The sequence below is a fragment of the Anaerovibrio slackiae genome, from assembly GCF_009695585.1.
GTDB lineage: Bacteria > Bacillota > Negativicutes > Selenomonadales > Selenomonadaceae > Anaerovibrio > Anaerovibrio slackiae.
In genome coordinates, this window is sequence record NZ_VUNR01000020.1 from 1 (window position 1) to 21798 (window position 21798).

Genomic DNA, 21798 nt, shown 5'->3' on the forward strand with positions numbered 1-21798 from the left:
ATTCAAAAACCTGTTATACACAAACCTGACACATCCCAGTGTCTGATTGATTAGCTGTTGCTGTTGCTTAGTGGGATATATTCGATACAGATAGCCTTTTTGCTGTAACACATCATTCACCTCCTGCCACCTATTATTATATCATCGATACGTTCTATTGTCCACCTCAATTACTTGCGTAAATTCGGTGGACGTGGCATTCATCTCCCGCCTATAGAGGCAGGGAGTCTTCTGCCACATTAAGATAAAAAACATAGCCACTGCACCTGAATATCAGGGCAAAGGCTATGCCAAAAAGCTTATTGAATATCTTGTTGCTGAATACAAAAATACCTACGCTATCTTGCAGGTTGGCACCGGTGACAGCCCCCTCACTATTCCCTTCTACGAAAAATGCGGCTTTATCCGTCACCATATCATCAAAAACTTTTTCACGGACAACTACGACCACCCTATATTTGAGTGCGGTGTACAGCTGGTGGATATGATTTATCTGCAGAGGAAGCTGTAACAGCCACTGCTCCCTCACTTTTTCTGATTAAAATTGTACCCCACCAGGCTGCCTACGCAGCCACCTACAATATGTGTCAGGTATGATACATTATCATTCATGGTCATGCCGCTTATTATCTGGCCGCCCAGATAAATAACAGCCACCAGAATAAAGGTAATCGGGATGCCGCTGCCCTTGAAGCTTGTAAAGGACGACAGCATGATAAAAGCAAACACTATGCCGCTGGCACCCATCAGATGAATATTGGTGTAGAATAGTGCCGCGGCAAGCCCCGTCACCACGCCGGTCAGGAAAATAAATTCACAAATAAACTTGGAGCCATACTTTTCCTCCAGCATGGGCCCTATAAGCAGCAAAATCGTAATATTGCTGAAAAAATGCTCCCAGGAGCCGTGTCCAAAAATATGCCCCACCAGCCGCACATAAGTCAGGGGATTCAGCCAGGATGACTCATAAGTAGAAAAAAATGTAACCGTGCTCCAGCCGCCTGTCACATAATCCAGCAGCATTGCCGCCAGGCAGATACCCGAAAAAGATACAACCACCGGTGAATTGAAAATAACCTTGAATTTCTGCTGTGAATTACTGGAAGACTGATAACTATTATCCATATCGATTCATTCGCTCCTATTCTGTGAAATACCGGCAGGCAAAACTCCTGACGGATAATTGTATGCTACCACAACCTGCACAGTATTGCAAAGAAAATATATCCTTCGCTGCTTATATTTGCGATCAATAACCATTAATATATAAAAAGAATGCCTGTCCAGATAACAATCTGAAACAGGCCACTTTTTATTAAGGAAAAGAACTCAAACAGTCTACATACTCTAACTGACACACACTTAAGATAAATAGTGCTAGTCAAATAATTAATGGCAACAATTATTTAGATAGCACTCCACCAAGAAAAACAAGCACCAATAATATAACAGTTAGAACAACAACATTTATGTTATATCCATTAATTTCCACCGTACTGAACTCCATTGCCCTAATTTCATTGATTGCGCCTACAATATCAGGCTTTATCTGCTTGACAGCAAGGGACAGAAAACCAGCCATCAGAACCATTACGATGCCTGCCAACAGAGGTAAATAAATTCCCAAATCATATCCCATCATCCTGCCAATGAAATTATTATTGAGATGACTATTATAGGCCGCAAACCCCATAAAGCTCAAAACCATCAAAACCTGCCCTGATGCCAAGGTCACAGCATATTTCCTGACATTTACACCATAGGCACCAAAAAGAGAAACAAGTATTATCAACAAACCTATAAGCTTGCTCTCCTGCATAATGCTGGTTCCATTACCTCCCAAGCCGCCAAAAGAAATTACCGGAAAAAATACGGATACTGCCCCCAATACAGCCGCTGCATAGCCGATATTTCCCAGCTTGCTGCTGCTTGTCAGGTATTCCTGTCCCTTTTCGCTATTGAGAGCCTGATTTACCGTATTAGTCAGATTAGAAACAACATTGCCAGCAACCTCTGTCAAATCCTGACCACCATTGGTACTGCTAGGCACACCAGGCTTAACTCCCTCTGTCCCGGTACTTGCCGGAGCACTCACGGATGCCTCCATCCTAGCTCCGCAACTTGAACAAAAAACTGCATCATCAGACAACTTAGTTCCACATTTGCTACAAAACTTCATTGATTATTCCTCCCACAAACCTCTAATATAAAACCTGCCCAAAAACAAATCAACATTTGTCAACAGGCAGCAATATCACGCATTGAAGCCGATAAATCACGGCAGAGCCACCTGATTTTCATTCACATTTTCCTGCAAATTTTTAATATCCGTAAGGAAAAGATTAATCGTATCCACATTGCGCTGCTCATTAAAATAACTGTGAAAATGAGATGGTTTTGCCCCGCTTCCCGTATTCAGCATACCCGGAATAACATTATCATCAGCATCCAGTTTATAAAAAGCATAAACCGGCAGCAAATGATTATTGCCATTCCAAACACCACTCTTATCATCAGCATCGTGCACATCATCAAAAATCGTTATATCAAAAATAACCACTTCCGAATCTCCAGCCTTTGGCCGCTTATTGGTAAAATACAGCAGCCTTTTATCAAAGGCAGTCTGCCCGATGCGCTGATTTCTCAAATCATAGGTAATAATACTGTACTGCTCTCCATTTTTTACGATGGATAAATACCCGGAATTATTGCGTTTCTCTATAGTGGAAGCTATTACAGTCCCTTTGACGCCCTTAGCGGAAAGTTGCGTCTGAGCCTTTTCCAACGGCGTTTCCTCTGGTTTCACAGCCTGCTTATCAGATTGTACCTTGTCCTTATTATCTGATACCTCAGCAGATTTTGTACTGCCAGCCTCATCCATGACCGTAGCTGTAGGTGTAACCTCCATGTAATTTTGATAATAATACCAGCCGCCACCAAACAAAGCCAGCAGCAACACAATACCTGCTACTACACCGCTTGATTTTCCCTTACTGGTAACATCTGAAGCAGCGACAGTTCCAATCCTGCCAGTATTTCCAGCACTAACCTTAGTGGTGCCACCACTAACATTACTAGTGCCACCACTAACATTACTAGTGCCACCACTACCCATATTGCCATTAGCCGAGAAACTTTTTACACGGGCACCGCAGGCTTCGCAAAACGCTGCACCCGGCTTCAACTGACTTCCGCATTGTTCGCAAAACTTTCCCATATACATTTGCTCCTTTCCATTCTATAAAAATAAAATCTAATGTGCCTCTCACTAAAATCGGTTATACCATCTTAATCACATCCTGATTATATAAAACAACAGCCCCATATTATGTCCTTGTAAAGAAAAACTATAAAAATTGGTGTATAAAGCTAGCAGGCTGCACATAAGCTACTTATGCAAAAAAATCCTTTTAAATGCTTCTCCTGCAACTATTACGAAGCAAATACCAACACCGATAGTAACGGCACTCTTCATCCCCAGCATATACCCGGTCATAGCACCATAAAGTGAAAAACATGCTAATTTGATTAACAAACCAGCTCTTCCAAAAATAAAATTATATATAGTAACCACTGCACTCATAATAAACATTGGTGCTGCTAATGCAAAGACAATTGCACCGATAGTTGGATCCACCTTTTTGAATAAAAAACCAAGCACAGCAATAACAGCACTAAATATACCTATCTTCACAGACATGCTTTGCAGAAAATTCTCTCCCAAAGCTTCCCTGTCAGATACTTCAGTTTCTGTATCTACACTATTACCGCACTTTCCACAAAACCTGCTATTGCCTTCAACTTCATTTCCACATGTCGGACATTTTTTCCCCATAATACATTCACTCCTAAAAATTCTAAAAATACAGTTACGCGCTTACACAACGCTGCCCAAACAGTATATGGTCATATATACTCATGTATACGGACACAAACACCTAGTGTAGATTTTAAAACAATACGTTTTGGAAGTCAATGAAACAAACGTTGTTACTATTGCATTTGAAAACAACATCTACTTGTAATCATATATTTCTGAGCATCCCATCAAGCAAAAAAAGAAGGTCCAGCTGATACACCCAACTAGACCTTCTATGCTAATACCTTTTCTTCCCTATATCCAGTTGCAAAAGTTCACCCCTAGTTAATCATCGAGAAAACTATTAATGAGCTTCAATGCAGTACCAGCTTTGGAAGCTGTTTGTGAATCTGGATTAGCATTTGAAGATGATGTATTTTCGATTGCCTTTTCTTCGCCCAAATCATCAATCGGGGCTACAAGAATTTTCCCTGTCCCACGATACACGTTAACTACCCCTTCGCCAGTGGCAGCACTGCTAATAATAGAATCATTAACCCTCTCAACAGTAAAATCCAAACTGCCAGACCAGGCAACAGCATATGGTCCATCAATCCTTGCCACACTATTTTCAAGGGTAATCTCCATCAATTCATCATAGGGTACAGAGGACTCCAATACAGCTACTCCGTTGCCAACCAATTTGGTATTAAACAATCCCTCTCCGCCCAAAAGTGCAGAAGAAAAATTGGCTCTTGACTGCATATCAATCTCTATATCGCCAGAGCTTGCAAGATACATGCCGTCTTCCACAACTACTCCGCCATCCCAATCACTTGGATTAACCAACAAAATATGCTTATATGTCGGCTCAAGTATCAACGTGCCATTACCTGAATACAGTGGTTTAACAGCAGATTCGTTAGTTACGACACTTTTTACCATTTTCCCTAGAAAATCGCCCACATCTTTTACATCTGACTTTACAGCAATATTGCCTACCATCATCTGCATAGCGCCAGCTTGCAAGCGGTACGAATCATCGTTCAATTCAATCCATACCTGACGCTTGCGTATATTCATTTCAGACGCATAATATGCAAACATTGCTGAAAGTGGATTCGTTGATAAATCTTTTTTGTATTCATATACCTTTACTGCTCCAAGCTCAGACACACAACATCTGTTACCCCCCTCCTCCTGCTTTACTGAAAAATTGCCATCATATACCAATTCAGGCGTTGCAGTTTCAACTGTTGACGATATAGGTTCTGATGCTGATTCTGGTGCTTGTGTTGGTGCTGATGCAGAACTAAGTTGTGTCCCGCAATTAGTACAAAATCTAGAATTATCCGGCATTTTTTGTCCGCAATTAGTACAAAACATCTTTTTCACAGCTCCTTATAAGAAATAAACTAGGAATGATATATTATCCAGTATTTACAGTTTCTGATGAATACATCACATTTCACCAATTAGATAAACTTTTTAATATGGTTGTACCACTCTTGAGAAAAATCGGATAAAGGTCCCATCTGTGAGGTAAATGCATATTCATTGCCATCCTTTGCCGTAATAATAACAGCTTTTGTAAACTTTATTTTGCCAATTCTTACATCCTGAATCTCACTATATGGTAAATCTAAATCCAGATTGCCCTCAGTCAGTAATGCCCAAGGCCCCAGCACCAAAATTTTTGCTAAAGAAATCTTCTTAAACACTACCCGTTTATTGGTGACCATGCCTGTACCTGTCGAACCAGTAAAGGAGTTATTCTTGCTCATTCCAACTTTATTCTTAGCTAAAATTTCTTCATTAACATTATTAGGCCTTTCCACCTGCTTTTGTGCTGATGGTGCAATCGGAGCTGCACCTCCAATAGGTGTTCCGCACCCGGAGCAAAACTTTACTCCATCCTCTAATTTAGTACCGCAATTTGAACAAAACATACCTTATCCCTCCACTATTTTCATAATTACAACTTAGTACCACATTCTAAACAAAATTTTTGGTCGTCAGTAACTACTACATTACAATTTGGACAGTGCTTCTCTGTCTCCAGTTTCTCACCGCATTCAGGGCAAAATTTAACACCAGCAGATATCTGACTCCCACATTTTGGGCAGCAATTTGCTAACTGCGCTCCGCAGCCTGAACAAAATTTTGCGTTTTTATCATTTGCCGCATGACATTTGGGACATAAGCTTTCACCATCTTTTACAGCTGGTTTTGTACCCATATTCAAAACACATGACGTACCACCATTAACAATAAACTTCTCAATCGCACTGAATATTTCTTCCGGCAATTTTTTCTGTCCCCATGCACCAATAGCTGCGGTAATTGCTAACGGAGCAAATACCAGCATCCCTACTGTTGCCGCCCCAGCCTTATCTATCCACTTGCCAGCTCCTATATTGACCATCACCCCATCTGCGGTTGGATAAATCTGCACCTGCGTAGCTTTGCTCATGCCAGCAAATTTTTTCCAGGAATCTGACTCCTTAGCCTGTACCAAATAGCCTTCACTAGTTTGAACAGTCTCAGCATACAGTTCTTTCTCTACACTGAGAAATCTTTCGACACAACTAGCAATATCTTTGTCAGTAATGCCATCCTTCAGCTTGAATATTTTTGATTCTGCCATTATAAATCCTCCTAAAAGCTATACAATTATAAGTATCAATAACTCATAACTGCCTTGTTGTATTTATTGGGAATTGCGATATAATACATTTCAAATACCATAATTGATATCTATAAAACATTTCGTTATATATTACTTCTACATCCATGTCAAAAATCCTGCTTTCACATAAATATTTTTTGTTTTCCTGTACGGTATATATATGCCCCGTTATATAACACATAAAGCTATCAACATTTAGTATCTTTATTTTATATTCCTACTACTCTACTCGTCATTTTGATTGTATCAAACCATGCCCCCACAATATGTCCCTCTAGGGCAAAACTTCAAAAATTTCCGCTAAAAATCAAAAACTAGATTAATACTGCTGCAATGCAGACATTAATCTAGTTTCAGACCGTTTGGGGATATGGCTCTTAACTATTTTGTCAGGGGAATATCAATCATAGAATCAGTCATTATAGGTGTAGTAAATTCCATCCCGTAATAATTATTATTCGTTAGCTTTCAGCCAGCTATAAATAGCGGCACCTTCTGGATTGTCATCAATCGTGCCCAAGGAAAATTCATTTACCTCATCCCAGATGCTTATTGTATTGATGCCGGCATCTATGAAGTGGTTGAAGCTAAATGTACGCCGGGAAACAAGGCTGCCGCTATTGTGATGGACATGCTTGATGTCTACTATAGCATATCCGGCTTTAAATCCGGTGTTGTAGTTTACGCTGTCAGTTACAACATAGGTATCGATGCCGTTTTTTTCATAGACCCAGGCATCGGCTGCCGAGGCAGATGATGCAGCCAGGGCCATATTGCCGATGAGCACTCCTAAACAGATAAATAAAGTTGCAAAATATTTTTTGATAATCATGTTTGTCCTCCTTGCTTATTCATGTTGAACTAATACTAATTTATCATCGGAGAAGTAATAAATGTCCATTCCTCCAAGGATATTTATACCGTTTTTATAGTAGTAGTAGTGGATTTCTTCACCCAGAGCCGATTCCATACTAGTAATATCATTAGGCCTGCCAAGAAGTCGTTCAACCTTGGCTCTGGAATCACCTATACTGATGGTATTATCTCGTTCTTGTTGTTTTCTTTGAGCTTCGATTTTCTTGTTTTGAGCTTCAATTTCCGCTAGGCGTTCGGCCTCCGCTTTTTTTCCTTCAGCTATGCTTTGGGCTTCAGCCTGCTTTGCCTGCTCAACTTCCTCAGCATTTTTCTTGTCCGCTTCTTCCTGGGCTTTCTTAGCTTCTTTAGCGGCTTTTTCTTCTTGCTTCTTTTGTTCTTGTTTTAACTCGTATTCGGCTCGCTGTTCAGGCGTCATAGCTGCCAGTTGGGCTTGTTCATCAGCACATCCACCAATACCGAGAGCCAATGAAGCAAAAAAAGCAAGCTTAACAAATGTTAAAAGTTTTAGCCGAATAAGGCAATAAAAGCTTGTTAAGCCCATCAATATAGCCATCAGCCAAAAAAACTTCCCTACTAACCACCATAGTGTTTCCATAAAATCATCCCCTTAAAACATGAGTAAATAATAATTATTTGATAGTGATATTATAGAATAATCCCCACGGGTTTTGTTTACCCGTGGGGACAAAAGAAAAATTGTATATTGTTTAAATTTGCTCAGGGGATATTAGTAGTAATAGTAACCATCGATATAGTAGTAGATTCCCAAGCTGTCTGCACAATACTCAAACACTCCGTTTGGTGCACAAACTACAGACATCGGTGCTCCGATGCCCTTCTTTGCTGCCTTGATTCGCATTTCGTCTGATTGACAACGCCAAAAGTCAGTTTTAAATTTATTGAAATACCAAGACTGCTGATTTATTAGTCTGCCATTTCGTACTTCCTTTACGACGACTGAAAAATTAGTGCTGTTACCAGAAATAGTATCTTCTACTACATAGATATCCTTGTTTTCAGAGTCCCAATGATCCACCCAGACATCGGCAGCACTGACGCTGGATATTGTGGAGAAGAAAAATGCCAACATGAAAGCTGGAACCAATAATAATTTTTTCATGATAATATACCTCTTACCGATATGACAAATAGCGAACGCCCCTGGAATAATCAAAGTCGATAATTCTATTGACCGCCGGAATTAAAACGAAAATAGGGAATAATATAGCTAAGATGGTGGAGACACGGCTGTCTTTAATGTCGCGCTGGTACATAGCTTCATTTAAGGCATCGGTTAGTTTGCACATCAGATAGATACCATAAATACCACAGGTTATCATGATATAAAAGACAGCTGTTCCGCCTGAGGCAGTTGTCCTTCTACCCACCAAGGTATGAACTGTATTGACAAGCTTTGCCCACCAAAAGAAGCTATAAATCCCCAGCGTACAACAGGAATATAACATGAACTTTAGAATGCTCATGCGCTCGACACGGTCACAAAACATCGTTGTTACAATTGAGGAATTTTCCCCACCTTCTGCATGAACTGGAGTACTTTGCCCACTTTCTGCATGAACCTGAGGAATTTGCCCACCTTCTGTATGAACTTGTGGACTTTGGCCACCTTCTACATGAACCTGGGATTGTTCTTGTGGAACCAGGTTCAATGCATGCTCTGTGGCAACCTCCTTGCCACAGGCATGACAGCTCGTTGCCTCATCTAGTAATTCTGCACCACAGTTTTCACAAACCTTACTCATAAGTCTCACTCCTTGAATAAAAAAATCTTTCATATGAATACTTAATGTGCTGATACTTTGCATTATACAAGCTTATGAATATTTTGTGTTTACCCGTTGGGACAAAAGACAGATTATTTATTGTATATCAAAAACGATGAGCATTTCCTTGGCGAATATCCGTTGTGGGCTGGGGCTAGAGATGTTGACGACCAAGGATAGAGGCTCCTGACAGGCAAACTCTTCCATAGGCAGGGAAATTTGGGCAGAATCGCCTGGAGCAATGGTAGGGAGCTGTAGGCTGGTGTGGCTGATGCCGGCCATATCGTTGTAGATAATGGACAGGACAGGGCTTTCCAGATTGGCCGCGGTGGGATTGGTGATGGAGAGGCTGATAGGAGTATTGCCGGGAAAATGTCCGCCAGATGCCTGTAGCTCTTGGTTGGAAATGGTGACTCTGCTGCTAGTACTTGGCATATATACACCATCCTCATGGCTAAGGAGGGGATTGCCATTGGCGTAATACTGGGGATAGATAATGTTCTGGGCCGGTTTTAACACAGCTTGTTTAGGGGCAGTCGCTGGGGACAGAGTAGATGGAGCGGTGGTGTCTTTGACTTGGGGCGCAGCTTCATCGGAAGAGGGCAGGGTGGTTTCTGTCTGGCTTTCCGTTGTCTCATGCTGGGGAATGGCAGGGGCAGGTTCAGTTTTTGTGTAATTAATATATGCGGTAAAGCAGATGGCGGTCATTCCTACAGCCATGCCAAGGCCAAGGATATTGCGTTTATGCTGGGCAAGGCATTGGAAAATTGGCGGCCTGTTCAATGCCTTTAGCAGCTTATCCACATTCTGATAACGTGCCTGGGGATCAATAGCACAGCATTTATTTAGAATGAGTATGAGCCTGCCACGGTATTGAGGACCCAAGATTTCCTTGAAGGTACAGCCTAGGGCATAGATATCGCTGCGGGCATCGGTCTGGCTGAAGCCATACTGCTCCGGGGGAGCGTAGCCACGGGTACCCAGCAGTGCCGTGTCAGTAGCCTTGTGACCAGATAGCAGGCGAGCGGCATCAAAATCTATCAGATAGAGGCTTTCTGGCAGCTCTGGATTTTGGAGAATCAGATTTGCAGGCTTGATATCCCGATGGATGATGCCACATTCATGTAGTTCTTTCAAGCCATGACAAAGGCGGCTGAGCATCTGCTGGATTTGCTGGGGAGAAAATTCATAATTTTGGGCAAGCAAATCCGCCAAGGTACTGCCCTCTATGTACTGCTCAATAACAGTGGAGCTGCTTTCTCCTTGGGTATAAAAATAAATCTCCGGACATATAGAAAAATTATACTTCTTTAGCTCCTCATAGACGGGATTGAAGCGTGACAGCTCCCGCAGGATGACCTTCTGGTTGCTATCCTGGTCTATCGCCCGCCACACCTTGCCCTTGGGACTGTTGTGCAGGAGTTGGAGCCTTTGATATTTGTTCAATATGAACTCTGTAGCAAAATCCTTCACAGTAAAACTTCCTTTGCCAATGCTTTTAGTTTATTATCCAAGATACGGGAATGGGAGTCAAATAATTTATAAAAAAACTATTGTCCTATTGGGTAAACAAAGTTAGCTGAAATTTAGTATAATATGATATGACAGGGTGGGGCTAATATATCCATCCTCGTGGTCACCTCATTGAAAAAAATGCAGAGGAATTTTCTTTCAATAATGTAGTGTTTATAACATGGAGGAAATAGTGTGAATTGTACTGAAAAAGTAAAGGATACAGCTCAACTGGAGAATGAAATAGAGAATATTGGCAACTATCAGGATATTGAGGCATATTTGTGCATGAATCAGGAAAGCATGCGGTCTTTTAGCTTGCCGGAATATCTGGAGCAGCTATTGGAACAGAAGGGGCTGACCAAAGCTGAGGTAATAGAGCGTTCCAAGCTGGACAAGGTATATGCATATCATATTTTTTCCGGTAGGAAGCGTCCGGGCAGGGAAAAGATATTGGCTTTGGCTATTGCCATGGAGTTAAGCGTAGAGGAGACACAGTTCTTGCTCTACTGTGCTGGCGTAAGGCAGCTGTATGTCAGAAATCCCTGGGACAGCGTGATTTTCTATGCTTTGAAGAAGAAAATGAAAATCATAGATGTGAACTGTCTGTTGATGCAGTTGGGAGAAAACGTGGTATTGGTGTAGGCAGTGGAACTGTATAGGGCAGAATGTGTACTGCCCAAATAATTATATGTAACTCAAACTTCCCACACAGAAAATCCTAACGGCTCCTTGAAAACTGTATATTTCAAAAGATAAATTTCTCAATTAGCTTGCAATAAGCGTTGCATGGACTCAGGCAACTTGGACATAAATTCATTGTAGAAGCATTCAATCTGCTCATCAGTGATATGGAATTCTTCCTGCACTGTTGCCAGCATAGCTTCAACTATGATCATCATTGATTCATGATAGGTTATATCTGCTACTTCGGATACCATAAGATAGAATAACTCGCCAAGAGTTCTGTCATCTTCGTTATCTCGCTTAGAAACTGCTAATAGCATGTAGCGTGTAAAAACCATTGCAACATGTGCGGTAAGGCCGTCATAGGAAAGGCCATGATATTCATTTCACAATAGCAGACTGCTTTTGCAAGTTTTGAAGAATACCTCAATAGCCCAGAGATGGCCGTAAATACGGATAATATCCTGTTCGCTCAGGCTCATATCAGTGCAGATAATGGCAATCCAGTCCTTGTGTTTATTGCGATTGCGGACACAGACAATACGGGCATCAATGCCATTGTCGCCATTTTTGTCCTGGCCTACCTTCACTGGAACAGAAAGAAGATATTTAGAGCGACCACGTCGCTTCTTGCAAGAGGCAAATATCTTCTTGATACTCATATGTTTGCCTTCAAATATGTAGTTCCGTTTGCTGCTGCGTTTGACCATAGCTATTACATTAAGCCCTAGTTCCTTTACATCAAGAATCTGTTTGGGATTGGAAAACCAGCTGTCAAACAACACATATTTTGCCTTGTGTCCTGCTCCCAATGCTGTTTTCAACAAATATATCATGACATCAGTAACTTTTGGGCAAGCCATAAGACGACGCTGGCCAGAGATAGTCCTTTTGTCAATCTTGCTACGTGTACCAAGGATGTTTTCTTCCTTATTTGAGGCCAGCAAAGAAGAATTGATTGGCATGAACGTGCAGCCATCTGTCCAGCCCAAGGTCAATAGCCTGAGGCCCTTCATATATCGCTTTGACACATGGTCAAACACACGGGAGGCATATTCAGTCCGCTTGAATCCAGTCCTTTCATACAAGGGGTGTGCAGATGAACAATTTTCCTGACATTATAAAAGAAAAGCGATTAGCCATGAAACTCAGCTTACGCAATGCTTCTCGACTTATTGGCATAAGCCACACCTACCTAAACAATCTGGAAAAAGGGGGTGACCACCGCACCGGCATCAAAAATAAGCCAACACCGGAAACACTCCAACTTATTGCAACTGCCTATGACTTGGATTATAATTGCCTGCTCCAATCATGTGGATATATTGAGGAAACCTCTTTGGAACTGCCAGTACACTTGCAGGAATTATTAGCAACTTGTCGCAAACTGCCAAAGTCTGATGTTAATTACATGACACAGTTTGCACAATTCTTGCTGGAAAAACACTCGCCTAACAAAAACTGACATACATAACACCATATCTAACATCCGTTTAATATATTACCCCAATCAATGCTACATTGATTTTACCAAACGATACACCCACTAAATGTCCTTCTAATAAAAAACTAAAAATTTATCGAAAAACTAAAACCCGATTGGTACTATCTATAGGCAGATACTAATCGGGTTTTATCATATTTGCAATCCCCCAGCTTTCTCCTTTCCTTGCCCTAGTCTAAGAAAAAAGCCCAGCTGGCACAAACCAAACTGAGCTTTTATAGCACATCAATTATATCAATCAATAGAACATATTTGTCTACTAACAATAATAAGAAATCTCCTTATGAAATTCATACCACTTCTTAACAACTTCTCCTGACCTTGCCTCTATAACAGCCATCAAATCTCTCAAAACCCTGTCAGGAATTTTAGAGGCATTATTTGCCAGCAAGCATTTTCCACTCCTGGTAATCCACACTTTAGTAGTATTTGCCGTTGGCACTCCATTCGTTATATGCACATGCACAGGCTCCAATGGCTCACTTTCATTAGACCAGAAATAAATCAAGTAACCTGCAATCCTAAAAATTTGCGGCATTGCCAAGACCTCCTTGTCTGGCAAACTGGATAATCAGATGTGCAGTAGACTGAATAATTTCCTCTAACTGCCTCATTTCTTCCTCATCAAAACCATCCACCTTATCCCACTTGTACGCAGGCAGGTAACAGTACGCAGACTTGAATCCAAGGTTTATAGGCTTTTCCACATACACCTCAACCACTTCCTTGCCCGTCTCATCGTACATCACATCAGAATGAACTATCTGGGTTCCATCATTTAGCTCCATGAATGGGTGCATCATCTCAATCACTCCCTGTCCTGTAAACCAAAAAGCCAGCTGGCACTATACCAGCTGGCTCACAGTGCCACTTCTGACACATATATGTAGCCGATTATGTCCAAAATCCATAATCAATTCCGTAATCGGCAGAATGTCTGGTGGAGATGGTTCGCACCTAACCTTTTGGGCGAAATGCGAAACCATCATCAATGTCACACTCATGAAAACTCCCCCTAGGGAACTTTCATGAATTTTACTTTTCTTCATTTTACTATGAAAATTCCCCTCTTGTCAACTAGGAGAACTTTATTTCTACATTATTTTTATCAACATCAATACTATGTACATGTGCTTGAAGCCATCGCCTTGTTAGTATGGTATTATGAGTCCTGATGTATTCCGGCAATATTCTGATAGCTTCCTGCACTTCTTCTGCTGTGTACTGCCTTGCCAGCAGTGATTCCATAGTATTTCGCTCATCCTGCAAAACCTTCATGTTGGCATTAACTGTGTCCATCTGATTCAAAATCCGCTTCCTTGTAATTTCATTGTCAATCACCGAAAGTGTATTAGTAAGATTTCCCAGCTTCCGCTCTTGGTCAGCAATATTCTTCGACAGCATTTCCAATTTTTTATTGAGTATTTCATCCTTCCGTATTTTTTGATTAAGCACTGAAGACAATTTTGTAGCTGATTTCTTGGCAAAAGTTCCTGCAAAAATCAACTGAGTGACCAGCTTATCCAAAATCCAGCGATTGAGCTTCTTGGTGGAACATTTCCCCACTTCCTTGGAAGGACACCTGTAATAGGAATATTTTTTCTTGCTTTTGCCAGAGGTAGAAGTGTCACCTGTAAATGTAGCACCGCAGTCCTTGCAGTGTATCATCCCTCTAAGCAGGTAGCTTCTATCCTTAGACGTATTTTTGCTCCCTTTAGCAGACAATTTTTCCTGCACGGCAAAAAAAAGCTCCTTGCTGATGATAGCAGGATGGTCATTCTCAATCCGTATGATATCCTCATCAGCCTTGTTTTTGTGGGTATTCCTTTTCCCTGCACTTTCGCCATGCTTCTGCTTGGCTTCTGCCTTGTTGTAGATGAATGTTCCCATGTATTTTTCATTGAAAAGAATATCCCTGATTGAGTTCTGCACAAAAGGCTGCTTTTTCTTTGTCAAGTATCCTTGGCGATTAAGTTCCTGTGCTATGGCTTTGTAGCCGTATCCCTCGTTGTAAAGCAGGAATATTTCCTTGACCGCTGGTGCTTCCAGTTGATTGATGACAAGTTTTCCATTTCGAACATCGTACCCCAAAGGTGCTGTTCCGCCACAATGCTGTGCCTTCTCAGCTGTTTCCATCAACCTCTGCTTTGCCCTCACCCCAGTCACTTCTGCAAGGTATTGTGCCACGCTGACCGCAAGCGACTCCGTCAAGTGCCCAATCACGGTATCTTCTACCTCATTCTTGACTGACCTTATATCCATGTTTTTCAATGTCAAATCTTTTTTAAATGAATAGTAGTTCATCACATTCCTATGCAGTCTGTCCACTTGGTCGACCACAACAAATGAGAGTTCCTTGTAATGGATGGCAATGTAATCCAGCATCGCAATGTATCCATCACGTTTAGCATTTGTTCCTGTTTTTGCTTCATCCGTGAACCATTTTACAATTGTGAAATTCATCATTTTAGCATATTGGACTATGCAGTGTTTCTGCTGTTCTATGCTCAATGGATTCTGCCCGTAGCTGCTGTATCTGCAATATGCCACGCATTTTGTTCCAGCCTGATTTTCCATCATGCTTCCCCCTATTTAAGAAGGGCAACCAACATTATGCTGGTTGCCCTTCACTAAACTTATTTATTGTAATTTTTTATTTAATTGTCTATTATGTTCCAAAACCTCTAACAAGAGGTCAAGGCTTATTTTCCGCATTTCTAGCATTGGCATCTCAGGTATGTCAATTTTCTCTATATCAAAGCCGTTCAGTTCCTGAACAGACACCGTCAGTAAGAATTTTCCTTTGTTCATCTTGTACCTCTGCACTACACTCATACATATTTTCTTAATTAATCATCATCTTTCAGCAGAGTTTTCTTTTCCTTCTTTTTTCTGTGCTTTACTGACTTTTTTAATTCTTTTTCTACATTTTCTTGTGACTTAAACTTCAACAGGTATCCCCGTACGGTCAGGTCGCCAATCTTGCGCTGGAAAGTTTTGTGTGACTTATCCTTTGGAAGCACCAGCACACCAGCATCCACCAGCTTGCTGATAAGACTTCTTTCACTCTTTGAACCACCACCAGCTTCATTAAGCCATTTTTTGAAATAATCCGTGACGATGAATGCTTCCAGTGTCCCATCAGGAAGACTTGTCAAAGTGCCACACTTGTCAGAGTAGCCTGTCTTGGAAGCCTTTGCCTTGAGTAAATTATTGGTGATAGTATCCAAAATCATCTCTGCCGTAAGTTCTTTGGGAACCGCACTTTGAGATACTTCGACTAAGCTTTCTATCAGCATTTCCTCATCAATTTCGATTGGCATGGGCTTTCCCTTATAAGCAACCTCGTTGACAATTTTCGCTGCTACCAGCACCACAGCCAGAGTTTCCAATATTCTCGTCCTGTATCTGCTATCAACAGAAGTTTTGTCCGCTAATCTTTTCTTGCAAGCTTCATACAATTCCCTCAAATCGTCATCATCAAGTTTTTCCAGTCTTCGAACAAAATATCCTGCAATCCAGCCGTAGTTTGCAAGACTCAATTTCTTAATTTCATTTGACTGCTCTGGTGTATCAGTAAAACCACCCTCAATTTCCAGCAGCCTCACTGCCTGCCCTTCGATTGAATTATTCAGTGACTCAATGATTGACAATTCAGAAGTAAAAATCGTCGTGCTATAGCAACAGCTACGCTCATTCATGGACAGGTCACTTCGCATCCGCTTTTTATCTTCACCCGTGGAAAAGTCGTAAATCATGTTATTCCAGATTTCAGATGCCTTCCCTGATTTTAAGAGTGTGCCTGTAGCCTCATCAAAGCCGTTTAGAAAACCATTTTTCTTGCGAATTGAATTTGTAATGGCATTGACAGTTCCATGCAATGTGTCCATCAGTCCGCCATTGCCCCGCGTAGGCTTTCCATAGATGCTCAGAGCCAGCTGTAACGCTGTGGTTTTGCCTGTGCTACTCTCCCCGATAAATGAAACTAGAAAGTTACCAATCGGCTGGAACTGATTAATCCTGTAAATCACTGGTGCTGTCAAAGCAATAGCAACAACAAGTTCCAGTTTAGCATGTCCTGAAACCCATTCATTATACATGCTTGCCCATTTTTTTGCACGCCCTGATGCCTTAATATCCACATCACCTGCATAATCGTAATTTTCCCCAGCAAAATCTGGAAAATACTTACGCTCACCTTTTGCATCCAGCTGATATCCCAGACCATCATACAAAAAACAGCCTTGCCCCAACCGCTTGGCACTTTCCTTCATGGCATTGCAAAAAGCGATTTTTTCCTCTTTTCCCATCATCAAGTCAACATCAAAGCCTTTATCCAAAAGCACATCAAAAAGCTTACTAGAAAAGGCTTCTGAACCTTTTAACATGAATGTGACACCATTGCCATACCAATTCAGTCCTAAAAACTCAATGTAAACCTGCCTATCTGAAAGATTTTCCATGCATTTCAAAACAGTAAGATTGTAACTTGCAATATCATCCACCTGTTCTTGACTAAGACCATATTCCTCAACAACTTCATCTGGAACATAATTATCATCATCTTGCGTGACATTATCCGCTTCATCTGGCAGTGGTACAACATCACATGTCATTTCCGCTTCTGATGTATCAGGTTCTTCATAGCTGTTTTCCTCCACCTCAGAACCGAGATTAGACTCCAACACCTCATCCTCCCTGACAACATCATCTGAAACTTCATCGACCAGCATATCATCATCGAGAATCTCGTCCTCTACGTTTAGAAATGCTTCTTGGTCTTCATCAGCTTCTTGTAGAACAGGTTGTTGCTCTACTTCACCTACAGATAGTTGTGTAAGTTCCATTTTCTTGTACCTCCTTGTACTAAATATAGAAATTAATTAACTATTAAAATTCTACCATTATTGTATGAATTTGACAAACTGCCGAAAACACCGCTAATAAGCGTTTTACGGGGTTTCTTCAACCTTGGTTACCTTCGAGTCACAACTATACAAAATTACCTGGAAAAAAGGGTTATACTTTGTAATATGTATTAAAAAACTCTTGCTTATGAACAAGCGAAATGACGTACAAAATCACAATTTTAAAAAACTTTTCTTGTATTTTGTCCATTCCTGATAGACAGAAAACAGTGTATTCCAAAACCCGATTTCCGATTAGAAAATCACAAAAAACCCGAACGGGTTGCACCGCCATGCCTTGATTTTATTAGTGTTACAGGAGAAAAACCCGAAAACCCGCAAAAATTAGAAGGGTGATATGCAGATTAGGAAGGACATTTTTAACAGCACCTCTGCAAAATCGTAAATTCAGATTTTACAAACATATATTATCATTTTAGCTATCAAAATCAGGTAGCTAGAAGCGTTATTTCCCCTGCTATCCTTATCCGATGGCAGGGGCGTTTATTTAGGGGGAATATTTATGTATGAAGTAAAGTCCATGCGTGAGCTTTCTGCCATCCGCACAAAAATCGACAGCAAGCTGTTTTCTGCCGCACAGGAATGTGTCAGCCTGCTGGACAGGTATTACACCAGTGCAGGCATTGATGGCGGTAGCTGTGTTATTATCAGCTCTATGCAGGAACTTAGAAAATTCCTGCACAATCATCCGTCCCTGGACATTACAGCCGTGGAATATGCCGATGTTATTGAGCAGGAAAATGGCTTACAGTACCTCAATCTGCTGATTATGGCTGGTACTGAATTCAGTTACAATCTCCTGCTACCATCCGTACTGCTTTCGCCTGATGAATTGCAGGAAATCACGGCAAATACAGGTGGTAATCATGCGTAGTATCTATTTTCACATGGCAATATTAGATGAGGAGGATATAAGAAACTATGTTTAAGAACAAGAGGTATCTCACGGCAGGAATTGATGCGTCCCTGCCCTTTCCGACACAGCTTCTTCTGTGGAAAATGATTGATGATATGCCTGAACCAAAGGACTACCTTCAGGTATTTCAGCTTTCCAAGGAAATTGTCGATGGCAAGCCAGTACAGAAGGTGCACCACAAACAGGAAATGCCAAATTATCAGGAAGTCGCTCACCTCGGCATCCTTCCTGCCCATGACATCAAGAATGGGAAAATCTTCGTTATTGATGACGGAGACCACAGTACCATGCTCTGGGCACATGAATATTGATGAACATTAATTGCAATTGGGAGGACAGACCATGTTTAGCAACCAGCGTTATATATCATCATCAGTCGATGATTTGCCTGTGAAAACACAGCTATTTCTTTGGCACTTGATTGACTCTATGCCAGCTTCTGTTGCAAAAACTCCAGAGCAATTTTTTGATTTATCAGTTGCTATGATGAATGGCAAGCCTGTGCAGAGAATAGAGCATTATCAGAAAATCCCTGCCTTTGAACAGGTGGTGTTCATGGAAACTGATGGCAGTATCTTTGAATGTAAGCTTACTGCCTGTGACACAGGCACCATCAGCTTGCTGGCAAGGGAATGAATTAGCAAACTATTATAAGATTTGGAGTGAATTATCATGGAAACTAAAAAAGCAACTATCAAGAGTGAAGCAGTATTTTCCGATGACAAAAACCATCGTTTATTCCTGCGCAGGGAATGGGACAGAAACAAGCCGACCGCCCTTGTGATTATGATTAATCCAAGCTCCTCTGCCCTGATTCATACCGATATGACCACTGTATGTATTCTCAACAACCTCGAGGCACTGGATTATGGTGCTGTGGAGATTGCCAACATGTACAGCCTTATGACAAACAAGATTAGCTTCCGCTTCAACAGCGATGAAGTCCTGCTCCATCCCGATACTGATGCCTACATCATGAAATCAGCTGAAAAGGCACAGCTTATCATCATTGCCTGGGGAACCATCGGTGAAAACAATCAGAGGGTAAAGAAACGTCAGCATGACATCCTGAAGCTGCTGGAAAAGCACAGCCACAAGATAAAATTAATCGGCGATACCACAGGCAGGATTGGCTTGCACCCTCTGACACCACAGGTGCGCAACGGCTGGATTTTGGAGGACTTTGCCTATGAAGCATGGATGAAGAATTATCAGGCGAGCCTGTCCCTTGTAAAAAAATCCGAACCTGACAAGAAAAAATCCGTCAAAGGCACATCAGAAAAGGCTGAAAAAGCTGGCACAAATGGCGTAAAACCGCAGGAAAATGAGGCAATTACATCCTGTACTACCTCTGAGCCAGCACAGGCAGTGCAGTCTCATGAAAATCATTCTGGTACTCAGGAAATCGCTTCCTGATGTATTCCAAGCAATAGGATGAGGTGAATTATATGACCACGCTAAAGCGTGTAGCCCTTTATGCAAGATTTTCTTCTGACAATCAGAGAGCGGAAAGCATTGATGCCCAAATCCGTGCCATGAAAAAATATTGTCAGGAAAATCATTACCTGATTGTGGAAACCTATGTTGACGAGGCAAAATCCGCCACCAGTGACAAAAGACCAGCCTTCCAGCAGATGATTAAGGACTCCGACAAAAAACTTTTTGATATACTGCTGGTTCACAAGCTGGACAGGTTCAGCCGCAACCGCTATGACTCAGCCATGTACAAAAACAGGCTGAAGCGTAACGGAGTTACTGTGTTCAGTGTTTTGGAAAAGCTTAACGACAGCCCTGAGTCCGTTATCATGGAGTCGCTTCTTGAGGGCATGAGCGAATACTATTCCAAAAACTTGTCCAGAGAGGTCATGAAGGGACTGAATGAAAATGCCCTGAAGTGCAAGCACACTGGCGGAAAGCCACCGCTAGGATATTCCCTTGCCCCTGACAAGACACTGGTTATCAACGAAAATGAAGCTGTGATTGTCCGCATGATTTTCGACCTTTATGACAAAGGTTTTCAGTACACCTATATCATGAAAAAGCTGGAGCAGGAAGGCTATCGCACTAGAAATGGCAATATTTTTAACAAGAACAGCCTGTACACAATTATGCACAATGAGAAATACAACGGTGTCTATGTGTACAACCGCCTTGCCAGCAAGGATAATTCAGGCAAACGGAACGGGCACAAATACAAGGATAGCTCAGAAATTGTGCGCGTTGAAGGTGGCTGTCCAGCTATTGTTCCCAAGGAAACGTTCCAGCGTGTACAAAAGCGATTGAGCATGAATATCCACAGGGTTGAGTGCAGAATCACAAAGAAATATTATCTGCTTAGCAGCAAGGTAGTATGCGGTGTATGCGGTAGGCACATGTCAGGCAGTAGCAGACGCTCAGGCAACAAAAAATACTATTTGTCCACCTATCGCTGCGCCCAGCTTCGTACTGTATGTGGAAATCGTGAAATCAATCACCTGTACCTTGATGATTTTATCGACAACTATATGAAAGAACATTTTTTCACACTGGAAAATCTCACAAAAATCCAAGCTGATTATGCGGAAAAAGTAAAACAATTATCAGGCAGTACCACTAAAAAATTGGAGCAGTTTCAGCACGAACTAACAGCCGTTAATGAGAAACTAAAGAACCTCATGCAGCTGGTTGAGAAGGGCTTGCTGAACGAGGCATTGTATCAGAAGATTGAAAAACTTAATTCAGAAAAAATAAGGCTAGAAACATGTATGAATGAAATACCGAAAAAGGTATCAGATGCTATTGAGTGGACACCAGAGGGGGTGATGAAAGAATACAATAATGCAATGTACGGCTCTGAGGAGTACAGACTGCTTCTGCAACGCTTTATCAGCGAAATCAGGGTGTCTAAATTTGATGTGAAGCTTATTTTAAAGGCAGGTGAAAACTATGATTCTGGATTATCCTTGGAGATGGAAGTGGATTTTACAAGAAAAATGATTTATGAGCATTATGGCTCACATGTGAGAGGAGCGTAGGTACTATGGGATGGTTCATTGGCGGTTTTGCCACAACTTTTGCCATCATGGAAACTACAGACAGCATTTTCGATTAGGAGGTATTTTAA

The 21798-nt window shown here is 41.4% G+C and carries 28 protein-coding genes; 8 read left to right on the plus strand and 20 right to left on the minus strand.

The window, feature by feature from the left end:
• On the minus strand, window positions 1–120 hold a 120-nt coding region (locus tag FYJ84_RS09885; RefSeq protein ID WP_328596372.1), incomplete at its 3' end, for a helix-turn-helix domain-containing protein.
• A gap of 124 nt (window positions 121–244) precedes the next feature.
• Between FYJ84_RS09885 and FYJ84_RS09890 the strand changes: the two genes are divergently transcribed.
• Window positions 245–511 (plus strand): GNAT family N-acetyltransferase, encoded by a 267-nt coding sequence (locus tag FYJ84_RS09890; RefSeq protein ID WP_328596373.1) that lies wholly within the window; start codon window positions 245–247, stop codon window positions 509–511.
• A 14-nt stretch (window positions 512–525) separates the two neighbouring features.
• On the opposite strand, the gene FYJ84_RS09895 is transcribed toward FYJ84_RS09890, so the two are convergent.
• The 12 genes from FYJ84_RS09895 to FYJ84_RS09950 form a co-directional block, all read right to left on the minus strand.
• Entirely contained in the window at window positions 526–1125 is a 600-nt protein-coding gene (locus tag FYJ84_RS09895) for a rhomboid family intramembrane serine protease (RefSeq protein ID WP_154407451.1), read from the minus strand.
• 277 nt (window positions 1126–1402) lie between these two features.
• Complete coding sequence (locus tag FYJ84_RS09900; protein WP_154407452.1) at window positions 1403–2179, minus strand: zinc ribbon domain-containing protein; 777 nt, start codon at window positions 2177–2179, stop codon at window positions 1403–1405.
• A 96-nt stretch (window positions 2180–2275) separates the two neighbouring features.
• Window positions 2276–3223, minus strand: a complete 948-nt coding sequence (locus tag FYJ84_RS09905; protein WP_154407453.1) for a zinc-ribbon domain-containing protein — start codon at window positions 3221–3223, stop codon at window positions 2276–2278.
• Between the two features lie 165 nt (window positions 3224–3388).
• A complete protein-coding gene (locus FYJ84_RS09910; protein WP_154407454.1) occupies window positions 3389–3835 on the minus strand; it encodes a zinc ribbon domain-containing protein in 447 nt (148 codons plus the stop codon).
• A gap of 309 nt (window positions 3836–4144) precedes the next feature.
• Complete coding sequence (locus FYJ84_RS09915; RefSeq protein WP_205764202.1) at window positions 4145–5185, minus strand: AIM24 family protein; 1041 nt, start codon at window positions 5183–5185, stop codon at window positions 4145–4147.
• 89 nt (window positions 5186–5274) lie between these two features.
• Entirely contained in the window at window positions 5275–5748 is a 474-nt protein-coding gene (locus FYJ84_RS09920) for a zinc ribbon domain-containing protein (RefSeq protein WP_154407455.1), read from the minus strand.
• A 26-nt stretch (window positions 5749–5774) separates the two neighbouring features.
• Window positions 5775–6446 carry a zinc ribbon domain-containing protein gene (locus tag FYJ84_RS09925; RefSeq protein WP_154407456.1) on the minus strand — a complete coding sequence of 224 codons (672 nt, stop codon included), beginning with the start codon at window positions 6444–6446 and terminating at the stop codon, window positions 5775–5777.
• Window positions 6447–6942: 496 nt separating this feature from the next.
• Window positions 6943–7320, minus strand: coding sequence for a hypothetical protein (locus tag FYJ84_RS09930; RefSeq protein ID WP_154407457.1), 378 nt, complete (start codon window positions 7318–7320; stop codon window positions 6943–6945).
• Window positions 7321–7335: 15 nt separating this feature from the next.
• Complete coding sequence (locus FYJ84_RS09935) at window positions 7336–7959, minus strand: hypothetical protein (RefSeq protein WP_154407458.1); 624 nt, start codon at window positions 7957–7959, stop codon at window positions 7336–7338.
• A gap of 132 nt (window positions 7960–8091) precedes the next feature.
• The gene (locus tag FYJ84_RS09940; protein WP_154407459.1) at window positions 8092–8484 is read right to left on the minus strand and encodes a hypothetical protein; all 393 of its coding nucleotides are present in this window, start codon (window positions 8482–8484) and stop codon (window positions 8092–8094) included.
• A 13-nt stretch (window positions 8485–8497) separates the two neighbouring features.
• Window positions 8498–9127 carry a DUF4234 domain-containing protein gene (locus tag FYJ84_RS09945; RefSeq protein ID WP_205764194.1) on the minus strand — a complete coding sequence of 210 codons (630 nt, stop codon included), beginning with the start codon at window positions 9125–9127 and terminating at the stop codon, window positions 8498–8500.
• A gap of 117 nt (window positions 9128–9244) precedes the next feature.
• Complete coding sequence (locus tag FYJ84_RS09950) at window positions 9245–10621, minus strand: serine/threonine protein kinase (RefSeq protein ID WP_154407461.1); 1377 nt, start codon at window positions 10619–10621, stop codon at window positions 9245–9247.
• Between the two features lie 234 nt (window positions 10622–10855).
• Here FYJ84_RS09950 and FYJ84_RS09955 point away from each other — a divergent pair, with 234 nt between their 5' ends.
• Window positions 10856–11305: a helix-turn-helix domain-containing protein gene (locus FYJ84_RS09955; protein WP_328596370.1), complete on the plus strand. Its 450-nt coding sequence runs from the start codon at window positions 10856–10858 to the stop codon at window positions 11303–11305.
• 119 nt (window positions 11306–11424) lie between these two features.
• Here the strand turns inward: FYJ84_RS09955 and FYJ84_RS14485 are convergent, their stop codons facing one another.
• Together FYJ84_RS14485 and FYJ84_RS14490 are read right to left on the minus strand one after the other, a co-directional pair.
• A complete protein-coding gene (locus FYJ84_RS14485) occupies window positions 11425–11667 on the minus strand; it encodes a hypothetical protein (RefSeq protein ID WP_205764195.1) in 243 nt (80 codons plus the stop codon).
• Window positions 11668–11733: 66 nt separating this feature from the next.
• Window positions 11734–12435, minus strand: coding sequence for an IS4 family transposase (locus tag FYJ84_RS14490; RefSeq protein WP_268878728.1), 702 nt, complete (start codon window positions 12433–12435; stop codon window positions 11734–11736).
• A gap of 11 nt (window positions 12436–12446) precedes the next feature.
• Between FYJ84_RS14490 and FYJ84_RS09965 the strand changes: the two genes are divergently transcribed.
• Window positions 12447–12812 (plus strand): helix-turn-helix domain-containing protein, encoded by a 366-nt coding sequence (locus FYJ84_RS09965; protein WP_154407462.1) that lies wholly within the window; start codon window positions 12447–12449, stop codon window positions 12810–12812.
• A 298-nt stretch (window positions 12813–13110) separates the two neighbouring features.
• On the opposite strand, the gene FYJ84_RS09970 is transcribed toward FYJ84_RS09965, so the two are convergent.
• The 5 genes from FYJ84_RS09970 to FYJ84_RS09990 form a co-directional block, all read right to left on the minus strand.
• Window positions 13111–13389 carry a DUF4160 domain-containing protein gene (locus FYJ84_RS09970; RefSeq protein ID WP_154407463.1) on the minus strand — a complete coding sequence of 93 codons (279 nt, stop codon included), beginning with the start codon at window positions 13387–13389 and terminating at the stop codon, window positions 13111–13113.
• Window positions 13373–13639 (minus strand): hypothetical protein, encoded by a 267-nt coding sequence (locus tag FYJ84_RS09975; RefSeq protein WP_205764197.1) that lies wholly within the window; start codon window positions 13637–13639, stop codon window positions 13373–13375. Before FYJ84_RS09975 ends, FYJ84_RS09970 begins: the two co-directional genes overlap by 17 nt.
• Before the next feature lie 289 nt (window positions 13640–13928).
• A complete protein-coding gene (locus FYJ84_RS09980; RefSeq protein WP_154407465.1) occupies window positions 13929–15431 on the minus strand; it encodes a recombinase family protein in 1503 nt (500 codons plus the stop codon).
• A gap of 60 nt (window positions 15432–15491) precedes the next feature.
• Window positions 15492–15662, minus strand: coding sequence for a hypothetical protein (locus FYJ84_RS09985; protein WP_154407466.1), 171 nt, complete (start codon window positions 15660–15662; stop codon window positions 15492–15494).
• A 38-nt stretch (window positions 15663–15700) separates the two neighbouring features.
• Window positions 15701–17698 carry a DUF927 domain-containing protein gene (locus FYJ84_RS09990; protein ID WP_154407467.1) on the minus strand — a complete coding sequence of 666 codons (1998 nt, stop codon included), beginning with the start codon at window positions 17696–17698 and terminating at the stop codon, window positions 15701–15703.
• Window positions 17699–18281: 583 nt separating this feature from the next.
• Here FYJ84_RS09990 and FYJ84_RS09995 point away from each other — a divergent pair.
• Genes FYJ84_RS09995 through FYJ84_RS10015 form a run of 5 tightly spaced genes read left to right on the plus strand, consistent with a single transcriptional unit; the run spans window position 18282 to window position 21709 of the window.
• Complete coding sequence (locus FYJ84_RS09995) at window positions 18282–18653, plus strand: hypothetical protein (protein WP_154407468.1); 372 nt, start codon at window positions 18282–18284, stop codon at window positions 18651–18653.
• Between the two features lie 47 nt (window positions 18654–18700).
• Window positions 18701–19006 (plus strand): DUF960 family protein, encoded by a 306-nt coding sequence (locus FYJ84_RS10000; RefSeq protein WP_154407469.1) that lies wholly within the window; start codon window positions 18701–18703, stop codon window positions 19004–19006.
• A 31-nt stretch (window positions 19007–19037) separates the two neighbouring features.
• Window positions 19038–19331, plus strand: a complete 294-nt coding sequence (locus FYJ84_RS10005; RefSeq protein ID WP_154407470.1) for a DUF960 family protein — start codon at window positions 19038–19040, stop codon at window positions 19329–19331.
• A gap of 36 nt (window positions 19332–19367) precedes the next feature.
• Window positions 19368–20111: a DUF1643 domain-containing protein gene (locus FYJ84_RS10010; protein ID WP_154407471.1), complete on the plus strand. Its 744-nt coding sequence runs from the start codon at window positions 19368–19370 to the stop codon at window positions 20109–20111.
• Window positions 20112–20143: 32 nt separating this feature from the next.
• A complete protein-coding gene (locus FYJ84_RS10015; RefSeq protein ID WP_154407472.1) occupies window positions 20144–21709 on the plus strand; it encodes a recombinase family protein in 1566 nt (521 codons plus the stop codon).
• Window positions 21710–21798 lie beyond the last annotated feature (89 nt).